This is a genomic window from Mesorhizobium sp. M0678 (assembly GCF_040320505.1).
Taxonomy (GTDB): domain Bacteria; phylum Pseudomonadota; class Alphaproteobacteria; order Rhizobiales; family Rhizobiaceae; genus Mesorhizobium.
The window spans coordinates 227,954-245,774 of record NZ_JAMYPT010000006.1 but is presented as its reverse complement, the minus strand read 5'-3'; the positions used below and the strand labels follow the sequence as shown (position 1 = coordinate 245,774).

Sequence of the window (17,821 nt, the reverse complement as noted above, 5' to 3'; positions counted from 1 at the left end):
GTCTGTGGCAGTGTGGCCTTGAACCCGAATCCGCATCGTGCTGCTCCAGACAGCGGTAGGCTCAGGTCCGCCGCACCCGCCGATTTGACTGGCTGTCATGCGACGCAGTGTCCTCGCTGGGAACCAGCCATATGCGCGCTCTCCGTGCAATGCACCCGGACGAACTTGGCCGGGAGACAGTCCCGGCAACGAATTCATCACCTTAAAGAAAAGAATGCACTTCTAAATTTGTCTCTACGCTACTTAGCATCTGGCGCAACCAGCCGTTGAGCGCTATTGCTGCACTGGGACATATCATGAACCGCCGTAGGGAGAAAACGCATGCTCATCCACCGACTTGCCACTTTGACGGGTCTTGCCGTCGCGACCTTATTCCTGGCCGCGCCTGCCAACGCGCTGACCATGGCCGAGTGCAGCACCAAGTATAATGCGGCCAAAGATGCGGGAACGCTTGGCGGGCAGAACTGGAACCAGTTCCGCAAGGCCCAATGCGGCACCGACGCCACCGCTGCTACGAACGATCCCGCCCCAGCCAAAGCCACGGCCAAGGCCGCCGACACGACCAAGGCAGCCGCCGCCGACGATGCGGCGCCGGGCCTGACGGCGAAGGAGTGCAGCACCAAATACCAGGCCGCCAAGGCTGCCGGCACGCTCAACGGCATGAAGTGGAACGATTTCCGCAAGACCCAGTGCGCCGCCGGCGCGACGGCAGCCGCACAACCCACCGCCACGACCAAAGCAGCGGCGACCAGCAGCGATGACGCGGCGCCTGGGCTGACGGCCAAGGAATGCAGCACCAAATACCAGGCCGCCAAGGCTGCCGGCACGCTCAACGGCATGAAATGGAACGACTTCCGCAAGAGTGAATGCGCCGCCGGCGCAACTGCAGCCGCACAGCCTGCCGCGGCACCTGCCAAGGCGACGACAGCCGCCGCGACCGATACCGGCAAAGGCCTCAGCATGGCGGATTGCAGCGCCAAATATATCAGGCTGCCAAGACCGGCAACACGCTGAATGGCATGAAGTGGAACGACTTCCGCAAGAGCCAATGCGGCGCCGGCGCAGCCGACGACGACACCCTGCCGGCTCCCGACGCCAAGTACACCGGCGATCCGCAACCGCCGACGATCACCGCCCCCCAGGGTGTGAAATTCCCGACGGCGGTCTCCAAGAAGTATGCAACCGAGACCCCGGCCAAGGGCCGCATGCACACCTGCCTCGACCTCTACTACGCCAACAAGGACGCCAACACGCTGGGCGGCCTCAGGTGGATCCAGAAAGGCGGCGGCTTCTACAGCCTCTGCAACGCCAAGCTGAAGAGCTGACCGGCGCCACCATCCGACGACATGAGCCCGCGAGCCGCAAGGTTCGCGGGCTTTTTTGTTGCATGCTGCCGCGCGTTCAGAAGAGGCGGCATCGGCCGCCGCTCTAGACTAGCAATCTCCCCTCGTGCGGGGGAGATGTCCGGCAGGACAGAGGGGCACTGTCCAGGGCACTGTCCCGCCGACATCGATGGTCGCCAGCACGCGCCACGTCGGGTCGAAGGAGCCTGAAATAAAAAAACCCGCCTCCGTGGGCGGGTCGGCGGCGCCAATTGGCACCATACTCAAATTAGTAGCATACCTGCCGGCACAAAGCAAGAACAAAATGTGGCGCCGTCGGCAAAAAATGCGAACTTCATTCTCCGGCGCGCCTTGTCGATCTTCCCGAAGTCGTCAACGAGGACGATAGAAGGCCCCATTCCTTCGCGCCCCTCTCTGTCCTGCCGGACATCTCCCCCACGAGGGGGGAGATTGGCCGTTATCGTCACTTTCGCCAATTTCCAGCGATGCAGGAAGGGTCGCATTCCCCAAGAGAAAACGCCGCGGTTAGAGCCGCGGCGTTTCGAAGTCGATCTGTCCTGGGCCGGAGCCTAGCTTGATGGCTGGGGTTCCATGCCGCCTTCGGGCTCGGGGCCCTTCTTGCGGCGGCCGGACTTCGGCACGGCCGAGCCGCGGCTCGGCGGCGTGTCGTCGCCAAGGTCGCGCGCGGGCTTATTGCCGGCGATCAGCTGCTTGATCTCCTCGCCGGACAGCGTCTCGTATTCGAGCAGGCCCTGCGCCAGCGCGATCCATTCCTTCTTTTTCTTGGTCAGGATGGACCTTGCCGTCGAATAGGCCTCGTCGATCAGCCGGCGCACTTCGGCGTCGATGATCTGCGCCGTCTCTTCCGAGATATTCTGCGTGCGCGCCACCGAATGGCCGAGGAACACCTCCTCCTGGTTGTCGCCATAGGCGACATGGCCGAGCTTGTCGGAGAAGCCCCAGCGCGTCACCATGGCACGCGCCAGCTTGGTCGCCTGCTCGATATCGGAGGAGGCGCCGGAGGTGATGTTCTCCTTGCCGAACTTGAACTCCTCGGCGACACGGCCGCCCATCATGATGGCGAGGCGCGAGATCATGTATTTGTAGCTCATCGAATAGCGGTCGCCTTCCGGCAGCTGCATGACCATGCCGAGTGCCCGGCCGCGCGGGATGATGGTCGCCTTGTGCAGCGGATCGGCCGACGGCACGTTGAGTGCCAGGATGGCATGACCGGCCTCGTGATAGGCGGTCAGCTCCTTCTCGGCCTGTGTCATCGCCGACGAGCGGCGCTCGGCGCCCATCATGATCTTGTCCTTGGCGTCCTCGAATTCGGCCATGGTGACGAGGCGCTTGTTGCGCCGCGCCGCCATCAGGGCGGATTCGTTGACCAGGTTCATCAGGTCGGCGCCGGAAAAGCCCGGCGTGCCGCGCGCGATCACCTTGAGGTCGACATTGGGCGCCAGCGGCACGTTGCGCACATGCACTTTCAGGATCTTCTCGCGGCCGACGATGTCGGGGTTCGGCACCACCACCTGGCGGTCGAAGCGGCCCGGCCTCAGCAGCGCCGGATCGAGCACGTCTGGCCGGTTGGTGGCGGCGATCAGGATGATGCTTTCGTTGGATTCGAAGCCATCCATCTCGACCAGCAGCTGGTTCAGCGTCTGCTCGCGTTCATCATTGCCGCCGCCGAGGCCGGCGCCGCGATGGCGGCCGACCGCGTCGATTTCGTCGATGAAGATGATGCAAGGCGCATTCTTCTTGGCTTGGTCGAACATGTCGCGGACGCGGCTTGCGCCTACGCCGACGAACATCTCGACGAAGTCCGAGCCCGAAATGGTGAAGAACGGCACGTTGGCTTCACCCGCGACCGAGCGGGCGAGCAGCGTCTTGCCGGTTCCGGGAGGACCGACGAGCAGCACGCCGCGCGGGATCTTGCCGCCGAGCCGCTGGAATTTCTGCGGGTCGCGCAGGAACTCGACGATCTCTTCCAGATCTTCCTTGGCTTCGTCGACGCCGGCGACGTCCTGGAAGGTGACGCGGCCATGTGCTTCGGTCAAAAGCTTGGCCTTCGACTTGCCGAAGCCCATGGCGCGGCCGGAACCGGACTGCATCTGGCGCATGAAGAATATCCAGACGCCGAGGATGAGGATCATCGGCAGCCAGGAGATCAGGGTGCCGAACAGCGAATTGGAGCCGTCGGATTCAGGACGCGCATTGATGGTGACGTTCTTGTCCTGCAGGCGCGAAACCAGCGACGGGTCCCCAGGCGAATAGGTCTGGAAGCCGTTGGAACTGTCCGTGTAATTGCCGGAGATACGGGCGCCGGCGATGGTCACCGACTTGATCCGTCCCGCCGCGACTTCCTGCAGGAACTGCGAATAGGGAACATCGCTCGAGGCTCCACGCGTCTGCGGCGTCTGGAAAAGATTGAAGAGCGCGATGAGCAGGACCGCTATGATCGCCCAGAGCGCGAGGTTGCGATAATTCGGATTCATCAATTGTCCCGTTGGCGCCCGCTGGGCGGACACGCGTCGTGAGAGGAAACTTGGCCCTAACATAGGGAGAGCGTTCCCCCTTGCCAAGCATAACAGCAGGTCTCGGTTAAGCTTTCGCCCGTGGTAGGCCGGCACTGTGGCCGCCGAATGGCACGGCTGGAACGGGCGCCGCGCCAAGCAACGCGGCGACGGCATCGGCCGGCGCCAGATCGAAGGACGGCAGGAAACGGGCGAAGGGCGCGACTGCCGGATATGCGGCGACAGCCGCCGGCATCGGGCCTTCCCCGGGCAAACCCGGGCCTTCCCCGAGCAAACCAAGGCATTCGCCGTCCCGCCAGAGCGCCGGCTCGGCGGCCAGGGCGGCACATACAAGGCTTGCCGGCGTGCCATGCCCTTCAATTGCCCGCTTTGCGGCAAGAGCCGCCCCGAGCGGTGCCACCAACGGCGGCGCGATCAACAATGCACCTGAACTGTCGCCCAATGTGATCCGTCTGCGGCCGTCCCACAGGGCATTGTCGGAAACCGCAACAGCGGGCGGCAGATCCCGCAATTCGCGGTGCAGAAAGATGCCGGTACGCCGGGCATCGATCACGGTCCGCGACAATGTGGCACAAAGCGGCCCGGTGCGGAACCGGCCGAAAAGGGCTTCGCTGCGGGCCTGGTCGGGAAGGAAGGCGGTGCCGCCGGTCGCCGCCAGCAGGATGCGCAGCGCATAAATGGCCGTCCGGCTGTCGGCGGCCGTCGCAAAATCCCGATCGAGGCGGACGAGGCCGGCGGCCGGCCTGGAGGCCAAGCTGCGGATCAGCATGGCCGCGCGATTGCCCAGCTGCTCACGCTCGGCCGCCGCCTTTCTGGCCAGCGCCATAGCTTCAGCCATGCGAGGCGCATCGTCGCCTTCAACAAGTGCTGCGCGGACGCGCGGCCGCTCGAAAGCAGTGTCGGCATTGGTCGGATCTTCGATCCAGGCGACCTGTTCGCGTTGCAGCAATTCGCGCAGCTCAGCACGCCGCACGCCGAGCAGCGGCCGCACGATCCAGTGCCGCCAATCGTAGAGGGTTGCCGGCGCCATGCCGGCAAGGCCCCGCCCTTCGTCGCGCGGCCTCTCCTCACCTGGCCCGTCGTCACGTGCTTGCCGCATCAGCACGGTCTCGGCCTGGTCGTCGGCGGTGTGGCCGGTCAGGATCAGGCCGATGCCTGCCGCTTCGGCGGCCTCGGCGAGCAGCCGGTATCGGGCTTCGCGCGCGGCGGCAGGCAGGCCGGTCGATGGTTTGTGCCCCGACCAGGCGAGGACGCGATGGGCAATGCCGCGCGCCGCGCACAGCCTGGCCACGGCTTGCGCTTCCGCTGCCGCTTGCGGCCGCAATTGATGATCGATCGTTACCGCCAGCAATTTCGTTGCCGGGGCGTTACGGTCGAGATGGGCTTTGAGGAGGAGGAGAAGGGCGGTCGAGTCGCTGCCGCCGGACACGGCCGCAACAGCGCCGTTGGAAAAGTCGATCCGCGAAAAATCCGGAAGGTCAGGCTCGGTGTCGAGCATCATGCATGTCGCCCAAAAGTGGGCCCGGTTTTGGGGCAACGACATGCAAAGGAAAAACTAGCACGCCGCGAGCGCCCTTTCCTGCTTGACCCGCTCCTTGAGCGCGCCGGAAATATCGGGGTAGCGCTTGCCGATCTCGCTGAAAGTGGCACAGGCCACGTCGCGCTGCTTCAGCCCGACCAGTGAAACGCCGAGTTTCAGCAGCATGTCGGGCGCCTTCTTGGCCTTGGGATAGTCCTTGCTGGCAGCGAGGAAAATCTCGGCCGCATCGCGGTATTTCTGCTGGCCGAGCAGCGATTCACCGAGCCAGTAATGCGCGTCCGCCGCCTTGGCGTCTCTGGGAAAACGGGCGATATGGTCGCGGAAACCCTGTTCGGCGGTGCTGTAGTCGCCCGACAGGATGAACTGGTAAGAATTGCGGTAAAGCTCCTCCGGATCGTTGGTCGACGGGAGTGCCGCGACCACCGTATCATCGGATTTACCGGCCTTGTTGCCGGCTGCGCTGGCGCCGTTGGCTGGGGCCGTATTCTGCTGCGGCGCATTCGCTTGCGCATTGCCGTCGGCTTCGACGACATTGCCGTTTTTGTCGACGGTGATGGTGCCGAACGTCTTGGGCGGCGCGCCGGGGATCAGCTTGCCGGGATCGCCGTTGGGCGATTCGACGATGACGTCCTCGACGCTCTTGTCGCCGTCTGCCGCCTTGCCCGCATCGGCCGGAGCCGGCGTCCCCGGCGCCTCCGCCACGTTACTGTCGCCGTTGGGGCTGTCGCTGCTAGGCGCCGCCTCGGACTTCTTCTGCTCGGCCGGCTGCTGCGCGCCTTGCGGACCGCCTTCCAACTGCTGGAAGCGGAATTCGTTGTCTTCCTGCTGCTTGCGGATCTGCTCCTGCATCTGCAGGACCTGGAAATTGAGTTCCTCGATCTTGCCATTCATCTGCCGGAGCTGTTCCTCCAGCGCCGGAGTGCCGGTGCCATCCTGTTGCGCGAATTGAACCTGATCCGGCTTTTTCTTTTCGCCGAAAATGCCGGGCAGTTTGATCGTCGGCAGGTGGAAGGAAAAACCGCTTTCCGATGACTGCCCGGTGCCGTTTGCCCCGTCAGCAAGTGCCGCGATACTTGATACGAGCAGCAGCGCAAGCGTACCGCTCAAGACCGATCTGAAATGCATGTGCCTCTCGCCGTGAAACCATTGTTGCGCGCCTCTCATTCGAAGTAGACCAGTCAACTGGGGACTAGCCAGACGCTCTCGGCTCTTAACAGGACGTGAGACTTCGGCCAAATTTTGTTTGGAGCGAGCAGATATGAAAAAGGCGGCCTTTTGGCCGCCTTTCGCACCAAGTGTTGCATTTATGCCGATCAAGAACCGGCGCCGCCCAGGGTGGTTACGGCGCGGCGGTTCTGCGACCAGCAGGAGATGTCGTCGCAAACCGCGACCGGACGCTCCTTGCCGTAGGAAATGGTCTTCAGGCGCTGCGCCGAAACACCCTTGGCGACCAGGAAGTCGCGTGTGGCGGCAGCACGGCGGGCGCCGAGCGCCAGATTGTATTCGCGCGTGCCGCGCTCGTCGGCATGGCCTTCGATGACGATGGCATACTGCTTGTACTGGTTCAGCCACTGCGCCTGGCGCGACAGCGTCGTCTGCGCATCGGCGCGGATCGAGGACGAATCGGTATCGAAGAAGATGCGGTCGCCGATGTTGACGGTAAAGTCCTGGGCCGACCCGGGCGTTGCCGCGCCGGCGCCGTTGAGGCCGAGATCGGCGGCGCTGTTCGGCGTCTTCTTCGAGGCGCAACCGGTGATCGCGAGCATAGCGACCAGCGCGATCATGACCGGGTTTGTGGTAAGTGCTGCGATACGGCCCATGCCGCCTCTCCTTCGCAATTCGAGTGATTTCATTGATCGTCCAGTAACCACGTTTGGGTTAACCGGCGCTCAAGAAACACGGTTAAAATTTGGTTTCGGCTGCCGTCCGCAACCGTTCTGCCGAGGGGCGACAATGAGCGCGGACCGTAGGCGGAAATGCGGCCAAAACATGAAAAAGAGGGAATTGAGGAACTGAAGAACTGAGGAATTGAGGAAAGAGATCACCTCAGCTTCTCTCTGAGATTGACCAGCATTCCGTAGATGCGGGCATAGGATTGCAACCAATCGTCGCGTTGCGCCTGTGTGATGTACTCGAGGTCGAACGCATACGAAATCCAGGTCTCCACCTCACTGCATGATCCTATGGCCATCGAAATGAAGCGTGCGAATTCGGGCTTGGAGTGAGTCTGTTTGGCAAAGCCTTCGGCCAAATTGGCGCAGATCGCCTTGCTGGAACGACGTAGTTGATCGGCGAGCGCGTATTGCTCCATTTTCGGAAAAGCAAGCGTGGCTCTGTGTACCCCAAGGGAAACCGCATAGGCACGCTTATAGACTTCTAAATCCCTCGCGTGCTCGATGTAGACCCCTGCCTTCTCCATTCTTCAGTTCTTCAACTCTTCAGTTCTTCAACTCGTCAGTTCGTCAGTTCTTCAATTCCTCAGTTCTTCTTCCATCACTCCAGCAGCGGCGACCAGGCCGGATCCGAGGCGAAGTTCGCCGTCGGGATCGACTGTTCGTTGCGGCCGGTGAGATCGACCGAAACAAGTTTTGGTCCGCCATTGGAATCGCGGAAGAACATCAGCACCCGGCCGTTGGGCGCCCAGGTCGGCCCTTCCTGCTGAAAGCCGGTGGACAGGATGCGCTCACCCGAACCGTCGGTGCGCATGACGCCGATCTGGAATTCGCCGCCGGTCTGCTTGGTGAAGGCGATGAGATCGCCGCGCGGCGACCACACCGGCGTCGAATAGACGCCGTCGCCGAACGAGATGCGGGTCTGGCCCGAGCCGTCGGCGCCCATCACATAGATCTGCGCGCGGCCGCCGCGATCCGAGGTGAACACCACCTTGCTGCCGTCAGGCGAGTAGGACGGTGAGGTGTCGATGGCGGTCGAGTTGGTGAGCCTGGTCGTCGAGCGGCTTCTCAGATCCATGGCGAAGATGTTGGAATTGCCGTCATCGCGCAGCAGGCTCATGATCACCTTCTGGCCGTCGGGCGAAAAGCGCGGCGCAAACGTCATGCCGGGGAAATTGCCGACCAGCTCGCGCTGCCCCGTCTCGATCTGCAGCAGGTACACCCGCGGCTGACCGCTTTCATAGGACATGTAGGTGATTTCCTGCCGGTTCGGCGAGAAGCGCGGCGTCAGCACGATCGATTTGCCGTTCGAGAGATAGCGGACGTTGGCGCCGTCCTGGTCCATGATGGCAAGCCGCTTCTTGCGCGCATTCTTGGCACCGGACTCGTCGATGAAGACAACGCGCGTGTCGAAATAGCCCTTCTCGCCGGTCAGCCGCTCGTAGATCGCATCGGCGATGATATGGGCGACGCGCCTGGTATTGGCGTCGTTGGCGAAGAACTGCTCGCCCGACATCTGCTGGCCGGCAAACGTGTCCCACAACCGGTACTGGGCGCGAATGCGGCCGTCAGCCTCCTTGCCGACACTGCCGGTGACCAGCGCCTGCGCATTGATCACCTTCCAGTCTTCGAAGCGCGGCGTGGCATCCGGATTCGAGATCTTTTCAATGAAAGCGCTTTTGTCGATCGGCGCGAACAGGCCGGAGCGTTTCAGGTCGGCACTGACGATGCCGGAAATCTCGGCGCCGAGGGCATCGCCGCCCTGGAAGTCCGTGATGGCGATCGGCAACGGCTCGACATTGCCCTTATTGACGTTGAGCTCAACGAGCGCCCGCGCCGGCAGGGTGACAGCAACGGTCATACCCAGCGCCATCGCTGCGATCGTCAGGAGCGGCTTGAGGATGGATTTCATGTCTTCTCGCTTCTCTTCGCTGATTCTGTGGGAGCCGGGCCTAAAGACCGAGCATCTCCCTGGGGTCAAAAGTGACCCGAACGTCGGACCAGATGTCTTGCTTGCCCGCTGGAACCTGCAGGCCGGCCACATCGCATTTCTGAACCGCGCGCACTGCGCTTTCGTCAAACGGGCGGTTTCCGCTCGACTTTTCAACGCTCGGCCGGCCATCCAGCTTGCCGGAGGCGTCCAGATTAAACCGGACCACGACGACGAAATTCTCCGAACCCTCGAGCCCTGCCGGAAGCGTCCAGCAACCACCAAGCTGGGCCTCCAATGCCCCCTGCTCCGATTTCGAAAGCTTCTGGCCCTGATCCTTCTCGCCGCCGAGCGATGCCTGCTGGGTCGAGCGCTTGGCGCCGCCGCCCGACGGCTTGCGCTTGTCGAGCAAAGCCGAAATCTCGTCGGCGTTGAATTGCTTGTCGTCCGATTTCGGCTTGGATGAGGCTTCCTTGACCGGCTTGTCGGCGTCCTTGCGCTCCGGTGCCTTGGCGCTCTCGGCCTGGGCCGGCTGCGGCTTTGGCCGAGCCTCGGGTGCTGGCGCCGAGTCCGGAAGCTGCGCCTCCTCGGTTGGCGGTTGCTTGGCAATCGCCTCGGCGACGGCATCCGGCTTGACCTCGGGCTGCGGATCGATCGCGGCAGTCTTGTCCTGCGGCGGCGTGGGCGTCGGCTCCTTGGCCGGCGTCGGCTTGGGCTCGGTCTGCTTGACAGGTTCGGGCTTGACCTCTTCCTTCGGCTGCGGCACCGGCGCCACCTCCGTAGCGGGAATAGGCTTCGGCTCTTCCTTCGGCTTCGGCACGTCCTCGGGCTTGGGCTTTTCGACCGGCGTCGGCGCGGGTGGCGGAGCCGCCGTCATGTCGACTGGCTGGGGCTTGGGCTCAGGTGTCGGCGGCTTGTCGGTGTCGACGCTGTTATCGCCGACTTTCTGGGCATCGGGAACGATGTCGGGACGCTGCGTCGGTACCGGCGCCGGCTTGTCGTGCATTACAGCCTTCTTGTCGCCTTGCAGGACCTGTGCCGTCGCTTCCATCGGCACGATCTCGACCGACACCGATTCCGCATCGGACGCAGGCATCGCGGGCGGCGAGGACAACGTGAACAGCCCGAAGGCGATCGCCACCGTATGCAAGATCACCGATGTGGTGAGGCCGGTCCTCATCTTGCGTCTACTGATCCTGTTCCTGCAGTGAAACCAGGCCGATATTCTTGTAGCCAGCAGCCGAGATGCGGGCCATCACCTTCATGGCAGTGCCATAGTCGGTGGACTTGTCACCCCTGATGAAAATGCGCTCTTCATAGCCGGTCTTCGAGATCGCCTGCAGCTTTGCCACCAGCTCCTCGATCGGGATCTCGGTTTCCTGGAGGTAGATCTGACCGGCCGAGTTGATGGACACGGTTATAGGCTGCGTATCGGCGTTCATCGCTTTGGCCTGGGTATCCGGCAGGTCGATCGGCACGCCGACCGTCAGCAACGGCGCCGCGACCATGAAGATGATCAGCAGCACCAGCATCACGTCGACCATCGGCGTGACGTTGATCTCCGATATCAAGGCGTGATGGCGGCCGCGCCGCCTGTGGCCGCGCCCGCCGCGTCCTCCGCCACCTGCGCTTACGGACATTCCCATGATCGTTCCTCAGGCCTTCTGCGCGACTTTTTCATCGATTTGGCGCGAGAGTATGGCGGAGAACTCATCCGCGAACCCTTCCATGCGCACCGCGATCTTGCTCGCGTCGGACGACAGCTTGTTGTAGGCGATGACGGCTGGGATGGCGGCGAGCAGGCCGATGGCCGTCGCCAGCAGCGCCTCGGCGATGCCGGGCGCGACCACCGAGAGGCTGGTGTTCTTCGAGGCGGCGATCGCCTGGAACGAGGTCATGATGCCGATAACCGTGCCGAACAGGCCGATGAAGGGCGCCGCCGAGCCGGTGGTGGCGAGAAAGCCGAGCCGCCCTTCAAGCTTTTCCATTTCACGGGTCAGCGCCAGATCCATCGCCTTGTCGATGCGGGTCTGCAGGCCGAGCGGCGATTTCGCGCCCTTCTCGAAGCTTTTCTTCCATTCGCGCATGGCGGCGACGAAGATCGCGCTCATGCCGGTCGTCTTGCGGTCGGCGAGCGTGCGGTAAAGTTCTTCCAGCGACTGTCCCGACCAGAACACCTGTTCGAAGCGGTTGAGCGCCAGCCGCATGCGGGCATAGGCGACGAGCTTGTCGACGATGATCGCCCAGGTCCAGATCGAGGCACCAAGCAGCCCGATCATGACCAGCTTGACCACCCAACCGGCCTGCATGAACAAGGCCCAAATCGATAAATGCGCGCCCGGTTCGGCGAGAGCGATGTTTTCCATGTTACGTCCTTAAAGATTTTCCGGGCGTGGCTGGCGGCTGGCCCATGGGCATCCCTTGTGGTCCGTTCGCGTTAGGCTTGCGGAATAACCCCAAATGCACCGTTGGCGGCCTTTTCGGGGCAAATATTGGTGAAAGGAAGGCGCTTGGATTCTCCCAATCTTAACCAATCCCTTCATGGACCGTTATGGTTAAGGATGGGTTAGGACGTACAGCGCGGCGCATTGCCGCGCCCTGATAGGCCGCCTCGCGATTCTGGCCTGGACCGGGAGCTCCGGGATCGTCCGCCTCTGAACCTTTATTTGCGCGTTCTGGGCATGAAGGCTGCGATCCAGTCCTTGGGAAAGCGCCGCGGCCGCCCGTTCTCGCCGACGATCGCCGCTTCGACACGCGCCTCGACCAGCACTTCGCTGCCGCGCTTCAACTGTTGCGCCATGACGATGCGGGCGCCGGAAATCTCGTCGGTGCGCGTATCGATGGTCAGGATGTCGTCCATGCGGGCCGAACCGCGGAAGTCGATCTCCATGCGCCGCACCACCCAGACTATTTTCTCGCCATGCTTGCCGTCGGCAAGCTCGGTGTGGTGGACGCCGGCCAGCCGCAGATAGTCGGAACGGCCGCGCTCGAAGAATTCGAGATAGCGCGCGTGGTAGACGACGCCGGAAAAATCGGTGTCTGCATAATAGACCCGCGCCATCAGTCGATGGCCGAATTCCGTCAGCGCGCCGGAAAGTCCGGCGGACAATGCCGATTCACCGTGATCGTCCATTGCGCTGTCCTTTTGGCCCGACAGGCCCTGTTTCAAGCAACACCTGTTTTGCGCATAGACCGGCGATGATCAAGACCTGGAGGGCTGGGCCGGGGAACTGCCAGCACCGAAGCCATAAGCAGCGGAACTTACGGTTCTTCCTGGAACAGGCTGATCTGCTGCTGCGCCAGGTCCTTTGGCGCGTCGAGGCCGAGATGCCGCCAGGCATTGGCCGCCAGCACGCGGCCGCGCGGGGTACGCATGATGAAGCCTTGCTGGATCAGAAAGGGTTCGATGATGTCCTCGATGGCATCGCGTGGCTCGGAAAGCCCGGCAGCGATGGTCTCGATGCCGACCGGCCCGCCGCCGAAATTCCGGGCGATCATCGACAGATAACGGCGGTCGAGCGCGTCGAGGCCGAGCCCGTCGACCTCCAGCCGCGTCAGCGCCTCGTCGGCGACCTTGCGGTCGACATGACCGTCGCCGGCAACGCTGGCGAAGTCGCGCACCCGGCGCAACAGCCGGCCGGCGATGCGCGGCGTGCCGCGCGCCCGCCGGGCGATCTCCAAGGCACCGTCGTCGCCGAGCGGCATGGCAAGGATGCGGGCGCCACGCCGCACGATCTGCTCGAGTTCCTCGACCGAGTAAAAATTGAGCCGCACCGGAATGCCGAACCGGTCGCGCAGCGGGTTGGTCAAAAGGCCGAGCCGGGTGGTGGCGGCGACAAGCGTGAAGCGGGCCAGGTCGATCTTGACCGAGCGCGCCGCCGGCCCCTCGCCGATGATCAGGTCGAGCTGGAAATCCTCCATCGCCGGATAGAGGATTTCCTCGACCGCCGGGTTGAGCCGGTGGATCTCATCGATGAACAGCACGTCACGGTCTTCGAGGTTGGTGAGCAGCGCCGCGAGATCGCCGGCCTTGGCGATGACCGGACCCGAGGTCGAGCGGAAATTCACGCCGAGCTCGCGCGCCATGATCTGCGCCAGCGTCGTCTTGCCGAGGCCGGGCGGGCCGACGAACAGCACATGGTCGAGCGCTTCGCTGCGGCCCTTGGCGGCCTCGATGAACACTTTGAGATTGGCCCGCACCGCCGCCTGGCCGACGAAGTCGCCGAGCGTCTGCGGCCGCAAGGTCTGCTCGGCGTCCTCGCCGCGTCTGTCGGGAGCAATGAGCCGTGGCGAAAGGCTCATGCGAGCAGTTCCATACCGGCAATGGACCTTGCAGCCCGCTGGTCGAACGTGACCGTATGCGAGCAACCGAAATTTCGATTGTGCTCGGCTATCAGCGCATCAGCAAAGTCGACCTGGCTCGAATTCGATCGTTCGAGCGCGATCACGATGGCATCGAAATCCTCAAACACCAGCGTCTTGATCTTGAGCAATCTCTGGATCGCGGCCAGTATTTGCTCCTTTGGCTGCCGGTAACGCGAAAGCAGTGACCAACTGAATTCCACCAGCACAATCAAACTCACAAAGCCGAGCTTGTCGCCGCTGAGGCTCTTACCGAAGGCGAGAGACTTGGCCTGTTGCTCGGCATCATCGTTCAGCACCATTCGAAGCAGAACGTTGGTATCGATACCTATCGACGTCACGCGTCGCCCTCTTTTCCGCCCTGTGGCTTGTCACCAACAACGTGCTGGCCTACGGCCTCCCTCACAGCCGCATCGATCTCTTCCAGGGAAGCGGGACCGCCGGGTGGATCGCCGAGAAATCCGGCTAGGTCGGCGAAGTCGAGATTGCGCGGCGTCCCGACCAAATAGCCATCCATCACCGTCCAGGCGATCGTGTCGCCCGTCTTGAGCGACAAGGCGTCGCGGACGTCCTTTGGAATCGTGAGCTGTCCCTTGGAGGTCAGACTGGCATATGCGCCCATATTCTTACTCCTGCAAAAAATTCTTACCGACCAGATAGTAGTTGGAATTTCACTTTCCAGCAACGTCTCAGCGTGCCAGCTCCTTCAGCCCGAAGCGGATCAGCTTCGACGCGTCCGCCTCTTCGCCTGCCGTCTTCAGCGCCGCCGCCACCGCATTGGCGGCGGTGTCGCGCGAATAGCCGAGATTGACCAGCGCCGAGACGGCGTCGGTAATCGGCGCCGAGGCGACGCCCTCGCCGAGCTCCTGCTTCAGGCCGATAGTGCCGGAGGCAGTGCCCGCATAGGCCGGCGCCTTGTTCTTCAATTCGGTGACGATGCGCTCCGCCACCTTCTTGCCGACGCCCGGCGCACGGCTGACCATGGCGATATCGCGCAACGCAATCGCATTGGCGAGATCGGTCGGCGCCAGCGTCGACAGGATGGCCAGCGCCACCTTGGCGCCGACGCCTTGCACATTGTTCATCAACAGCCGGAACCATTCGCGCTCCAGCACCGACTGGAACCCATAGAGCCGCAGCATGTCCTCGCGCACATAGGTCTCGATGAACAGCACGACCGCCTCGCCCGGCCGCGGCAATGCCGCCAGCGTGCGCGCCGAGCAGTAGGCGACATAGCCGACGCCATGCACGTCGACGATGCAGAAATCCTCGTCGATCTCATCCAGCGTGCCTTTTAGCTTGCCGATCATTTGAGCGTGCCGATCATGCCGGGTGGGTTTCCGGAGAGATGATATCGAGGTCCGGGAAATAGCCGCGATAGCGCGCAGCATTGCGCGTCAGCAGGCGATGCCCAGCGACAACCGCATGGGCTCCAATAAAGAAATCCGGCAGCGTTCGTTGGCGCAGGCCGCCGGAGCGGCGATAGCGCGAGTGCGTGACACCAGCGAGGAAGGCTGCTTCCCACGGCAGAAATTCGCGATCCATCTTGAGCATGTCGGCTGCTTGACGAAGAGCCTGTTCGGTCGCAATCAACGGCGCGAGCTCGGACCAGACGATTGCATTGATTACGAGTGCGCCGTCGCGCCGGCATGCGGTAATCGCGGATGCCGACCATTTCGTCTCCCGTCCGGCAGGACCCCAAACGTCGATCAAGACATTTGTGTCAATCAATGTCGAGATCTTCACGTGGGCCCCTCAGCCATTCCACATATTCATCCGCCGTCAAGCCTCCCAGATCCAGCGTACCGGCCATACGATCGAGCATCTGGCTGAATCTGCGCGAGGCTTCCTCCTCCGACATGTTTTCGTCGACGGCTATGACACGAGCGCCGTCCTCGGTGGGGACGAACTCCACCTCCGAGCCCGGGCCGATACCGAGATGATCCCGTATTTCCTTCGGGATGGTCACTTGGCCCTTGGTGGTAACGCGCATGGTAATACCTCGTTGGTATTACTTATTGCCCACTGGAGAACAAGTCAAGAACATACTTATCCGGCCAGCGCCGCCATCCTGTAGGCGATGCTCTGCCGGTGATGCGCGTGACAGATGGCGATGGCCAGCGCATCGGCGGCGTCGTCGGTGTCGAAAGTCGCCTTCGGCATCAGCACCTTGACCATCATGTGGATCTGTTTCTTGTCGCCATGGCCGACGCCGATCACCGCCTTTTTGACGGCGTTTGGCGCATATTCGGCAACGACAAGGCCGGCACGCGCCGGCACCAGCATGGCGATGCCGCGTGCCTGGCCGAGTTTCAGCGTCGCCGCCGCGTCCTTGTTGACGAAAGTTTGCTCGACCGCCGCCTCGTGCGGCATCGCGGCATGCAGGATCTCGGCGAGCCCGTCATGCAACTGGCAAAGACGCACCGCCAGCGCGGCCTTGTCGTCGGACCGCACCGTGCCGGAAGCGACGAAGCGCAGCGAATTGCCGAGGCTGTCGACTATGCCCCAGCCGGTGCGCCTCAGCCCTGGATCGATGCCGATGATGCGAATCGCTTCCCCCATCCGTCAACTTTAACCCCGGCGAGCAGCGATGCCAGCGAAATGTGAACAAACCAGAAACAGCAACCGAGTCTGGTTTAGAGAATGTTTGAGAATTCGCTCTGGCGAGACAGATAGCGTGGTTTTCGAGAACCGGAGCGGAGCGTACATAAGTACGCGAGCACCGGAAGCGCAGAAGGCTGCGCTAGTCTAGTCGTTTGAATAACTGTTGGCGCGAGCGACAGACGGTCCTCTGATCCTTTGGCGGATGTGACCGCCATCTCGGTTTCAACCGCGCAATGCTGCCGCAACGACGCTCTCCAGTGGCGTTGTCGGTCGACCGATCAGCCGGCTCATGGCGCCGCCGTCATCGAACAACGCTCCGCGTGAGGCTGCAATGTCGGCATCGGCCAGGATAGCGGCGAGATCGGCGGGCAGCCCGGCGCCTGTCAACACACCCTCATAGGCCGCCCCGGCAAGATCGTTGTAGGCGATCGCCTTGCCCGATTGCCGCGAGACCTTCGCCGCAAGCTCGGCGAGCGTGAAGGCTTGGTCCGCGGCGAGCTCGTAAGTCCTCCCTGCTTGATCCTCGCTCGTCAGCACCACGGCCGCGGCCTCGGCATAATCCTGCCGCGCCGCGGACGAGAAGCGCCCCTCATTTGCGGCGCCGATGAAGGCGCCGTGCTCCAGAGCCGCCGGGAGCGCCATCAGATGGTTCTCGGTATACCAGCCGTTGCGCAGGATGACGGCGGGTAGGCCGGAGGCCGCGATGACCTCCTCCGTCTGCCGATGTTCGACCGCGAGCCTCGCGGGAGACGTGTCCGCATGCAGCATGCTTGTGTAAGCGATCAGCGAAACCCCCACCCGTTGGGCGGCCTTGACCACTGACCGATGCTGCGGCAAGCGGCCGCTGACTTCGGTCGAGGAAATCAGCAGCAGTCTATCGACGCCGGCCAGCGCCATCGGGAGCGTGTCGGGACGATTATAGTCCGCCTCCCGCACGACTACGCCGCGTTGGACAAGATCGCTGGCCTTTGCCGGATCACGAACCGCCGCAACGATCCGGCTGGCCGGAACTGTCTTCAGCAGTGCGTCGATCACGAGACGGCCAAGCTGTCCTGTTGCTCCAGTTATTGCGTACATCGTTCTGTCCATTTCGTGGTTGGATGGATTGAGAGCCTCAGATAGCGGCTCTCGTTACCGTCGGAAACCACGTATCTTGTAGTTACCATCATTTTCCGGTAACCAACTGGAAACTCTCATGGAAGATGCGCGATGGTCCTCAGGATGCGAACGAAGGTGAAGGCGCTTCCCGGCTGCCCCATGTCGAGGTGCATGGCGCTGCTTGGCGGGTGCTGGACACCCGAGGTGCTCTGGTCCTTGAGCGACGGCCCGCGCCGGTTCTCCGAATTGCGCCGCGATATCCCAGCCATTTCGGCGAAGGTGCTGACCGGCAGGTTGCGCGATCTCGAGGAGCGTGGCGTCCTCGCACGCCACGTGATGCCGACATCGCCGCCGACCGTGGAGTATGAGCTGACGTCATTGGGGCAGGAGCTGCTCCCAGCGATCAGGTCTATCGTGGAGGTCGGATCGCGCCTGCTGCTGCGTGATTCTCCCCGCCTGATGATCGCGAGCCCATCCCTTCGCGGTTAGTCTAGATGGCCGCCGGAGTAGAATTATGA

19 protein-coding genes and 1 pseudogene are annotated in these 17,821 nt (G+C 62.9%); 2 read left to right on the top strand and 18 right to left on the bottom strand.

Going from position 1 to position 17,821, the window contains the following annotated elements:
- Nucleotides 1-321 precede the first annotated feature (321 nt).
- A pseudogene (locus NKI29_RS14095) lies at nucleotides 322-1,325 on the top strand (hypothetical protein).
- Between the two features lie 587 nt (nucleotides 1,326-1,912).
- On the opposite strand, the gene ftsH reads toward NKI29_RS14095, so the two are convergent.
- The 18 genes from ftsH to NKI29_RS14005 form a co-directional block, all read right to left on the bottom strand.
- Nucleotides 1,913-3,838: an ATP-dependent zinc metalloprotease FtsH gene (gene ftsH / locus NKI29_RS14090; RefSeq protein WP_023677989.1), complete on the bottom strand. Its 1,926-nt coding sequence runs from the start codon at nucleotides 3,836-3,838 to the stop codon at nucleotides 1,913-1,915.
- A 106-nt stretch (nucleotides 3,839-3,944) separates the two neighbouring features.
- Nucleotides 3,945-5,375, bottom strand: a complete 1,431-nt coding sequence (gene tilS, locus NKI29_RS14085; RefSeq protein ID WP_352569625.1) for a tRNA lysidine(34) synthetase TilS — start codon at nucleotides 5,373-5,375, stop codon at nucleotides 3,945-3,947.
- 57 nt (nucleotides 5,376-5,432) lie between these two features.
- Nucleotides 5,433-6,542, bottom strand: a complete 1,110-nt coding sequence (ybgF, locus tag NKI29_RS14080; protein ID WP_352569598.1) for a tol-pal system protein YbgF — start codon at nucleotides 6,540-6,542, stop codon at nucleotides 5,433-5,435.
- Between the two features lie 188 nt (nucleotides 6,543-6,730).
- Nucleotides 6,731-7,237, bottom strand: a complete 507-nt coding sequence (gene pal / locus NKI29_RS14075; RefSeq protein WP_023677992.1) for a peptidoglycan-associated lipoprotein Pal — start codon at nucleotides 7,235-7,237, stop codon at nucleotides 6,731-6,733.
- Nucleotides 7,238-7,458: 221 nt separating this feature from the next.
- The gene (locus NKI29_RS14070) at nucleotides 7,459-7,836 is read right to left on the bottom strand and encodes a four helix bundle protein (protein ID WP_023677993.1); all 378 of its coding nucleotides are present in this window, start codon (nucleotides 7,834-7,836) and stop codon (nucleotides 7,459-7,461) included.
- 74 nt (nucleotides 7,837-7,910) lie between these two features.
- A complete protein-coding gene (gene tolB, locus NKI29_RS14065; protein ID WP_245274748.1) occupies nucleotides 7,911-9,182 on the bottom strand; it encodes a Tol-Pal system beta propeller repeat protein TolB in 1,272 nt (423 codons plus the stop codon).
- Nucleotides 9,183-9,261: 79 nt separating this feature from the next.
- Entirely contained in the window at nucleotides 9,262-10,419 is a 1,158-nt protein-coding gene (gene tolA, locus NKI29_RS14060; protein WP_352569596.1) for a cell envelope integrity protein TolA, read from the bottom strand.
- A 7-nt stretch (nucleotides 10,420-10,426) separates the two neighbouring features.
- Complete coding sequence (tolR, locus tag NKI29_RS14055; protein WP_352569595.1) at nucleotides 10,427-10,885, bottom strand: protein TolR; 459 nt, start codon at nucleotides 10,883-10,885, stop codon at nucleotides 10,427-10,429.
- Between the two features lie 9 nt (nucleotides 10,886-10,894).
- Nucleotides 10,895-11,605 carry a protein TolQ gene (gene tolQ / locus NKI29_RS14050; protein ID WP_023677997.1) on the bottom strand — a complete coding sequence of 237 codons (711 nt, stop codon included), beginning with the start codon at nucleotides 11,603-11,605 and terminating at the stop codon, nucleotides 10,895-10,897.
- A 296-nt stretch (nucleotides 11,606-11,901) separates the two neighbouring features.
- Complete coding sequence (ybgC, locus tag NKI29_RS14045) at nucleotides 11,902-12,372, bottom strand: tol-pal system-associated acyl-CoA thioesterase (RefSeq protein WP_023677998.1); 471 nt, start codon at nucleotides 12,370-12,372, stop codon at nucleotides 11,902-11,904.
- A 128-nt stretch (nucleotides 12,373-12,500) separates the two neighbouring features.
- Complete coding sequence (gene ruvB, locus NKI29_RS14040) at nucleotides 12,501-13,541, bottom strand: Holliday junction branch migration DNA helicase RuvB (protein WP_023677999.1); 1,041 nt, start codon at nucleotides 13,539-13,541, stop codon at nucleotides 12,501-12,503.
- Entirely contained in the window at nucleotides 13,538-13,942 is a 405-nt protein-coding gene (locus NKI29_RS14035; RefSeq protein WP_352569594.1) for a type II toxin-antitoxin system VapC family toxin, read from the bottom strand. Before NKI29_RS14035 ends, ruvB begins: the two co-directional genes overlap by 4 nt.
- A complete protein-coding gene (locus NKI29_RS14030; RefSeq protein ID WP_352569593.1) occupies nucleotides 13,939-14,223 on the bottom strand; it encodes an AbrB/MazE/SpoVT family DNA-binding domain-containing protein in 285 nt (94 codons plus the stop codon). The genes NKI29_RS14035 and NKI29_RS14030 overlap by 4 nt, the downstream gene beginning before the upstream one ends.
- A 67-nt stretch (nucleotides 14,224-14,290) precedes the next feature.
- Nucleotides 14,291-14,911 (bottom strand): Holliday junction branch migration protein RuvA, encoded by a 621-nt coding sequence (gene ruvA, locus NKI29_RS14025; RefSeq protein WP_352454898.1) that lies wholly within the window; start codon nucleotides 14,909-14,911, stop codon nucleotides 14,291-14,293.
- Nucleotides 14,912-14,924: 13 nt separating this feature from the next.
- Nucleotides 14,925-15,347 (bottom strand): type II toxin-antitoxin system VapC family toxin, encoded by a 423-nt coding sequence (locus tag NKI29_RS14020; RefSeq protein WP_352796531.1) that lies wholly within the window; start codon nucleotides 15,345-15,347, stop codon nucleotides 14,925-14,927.
- Nucleotides 15,325-15,594: an AbrB/MazE/SpoVT family DNA-binding domain-containing protein gene (locus NKI29_RS14015; protein ID WP_352589970.1), complete on the bottom strand. Its 270-nt coding sequence runs from the start codon at nucleotides 15,592-15,594 to the stop codon at nucleotides 15,325-15,327. Before NKI29_RS14015 ends, NKI29_RS14020 begins: the two co-directional genes overlap by 23 nt.
- Nucleotides 15,595-15,650: 56 nt before the next feature.
- Nucleotides 15,651-16,163 (bottom strand): crossover junction endodeoxyribonuclease RuvC, encoded by a 513-nt coding sequence (gene ruvC, locus NKI29_RS14010; protein ID WP_352796529.1) that lies wholly within the window; start codon nucleotides 16,161-16,163, stop codon nucleotides 15,651-15,653.
- A gap of 264 nt (nucleotides 16,164-16,427) precedes the next feature.
- Nucleotides 16,428-17,282 carry an SDR family oxidoreductase gene (locus NKI29_RS14005; RefSeq protein ID WP_352796526.1) on the bottom strand — a complete coding sequence of 285 codons (855 nt, stop codon included), beginning with the start codon at nucleotides 17,280-17,282 and terminating at the stop codon, nucleotides 16,428-16,430.
- A 192-nt stretch (nucleotides 17,283-17,474) separates the two neighbouring features.
- On the opposite strand from NKI29_RS14005, the gene NKI29_RS14000 reads away from it, so the two are divergent.
- Complete coding sequence (locus NKI29_RS14000) at nucleotides 17,475-17,792, top strand: winged helix-turn-helix transcriptional regulator (protein ID WP_245274745.1); 318 nt, start codon at nucleotides 17,475-17,477, stop codon at nucleotides 17,790-17,792.
- Nucleotides 17,793-17,821 lie beyond the last annotated feature (29 nt).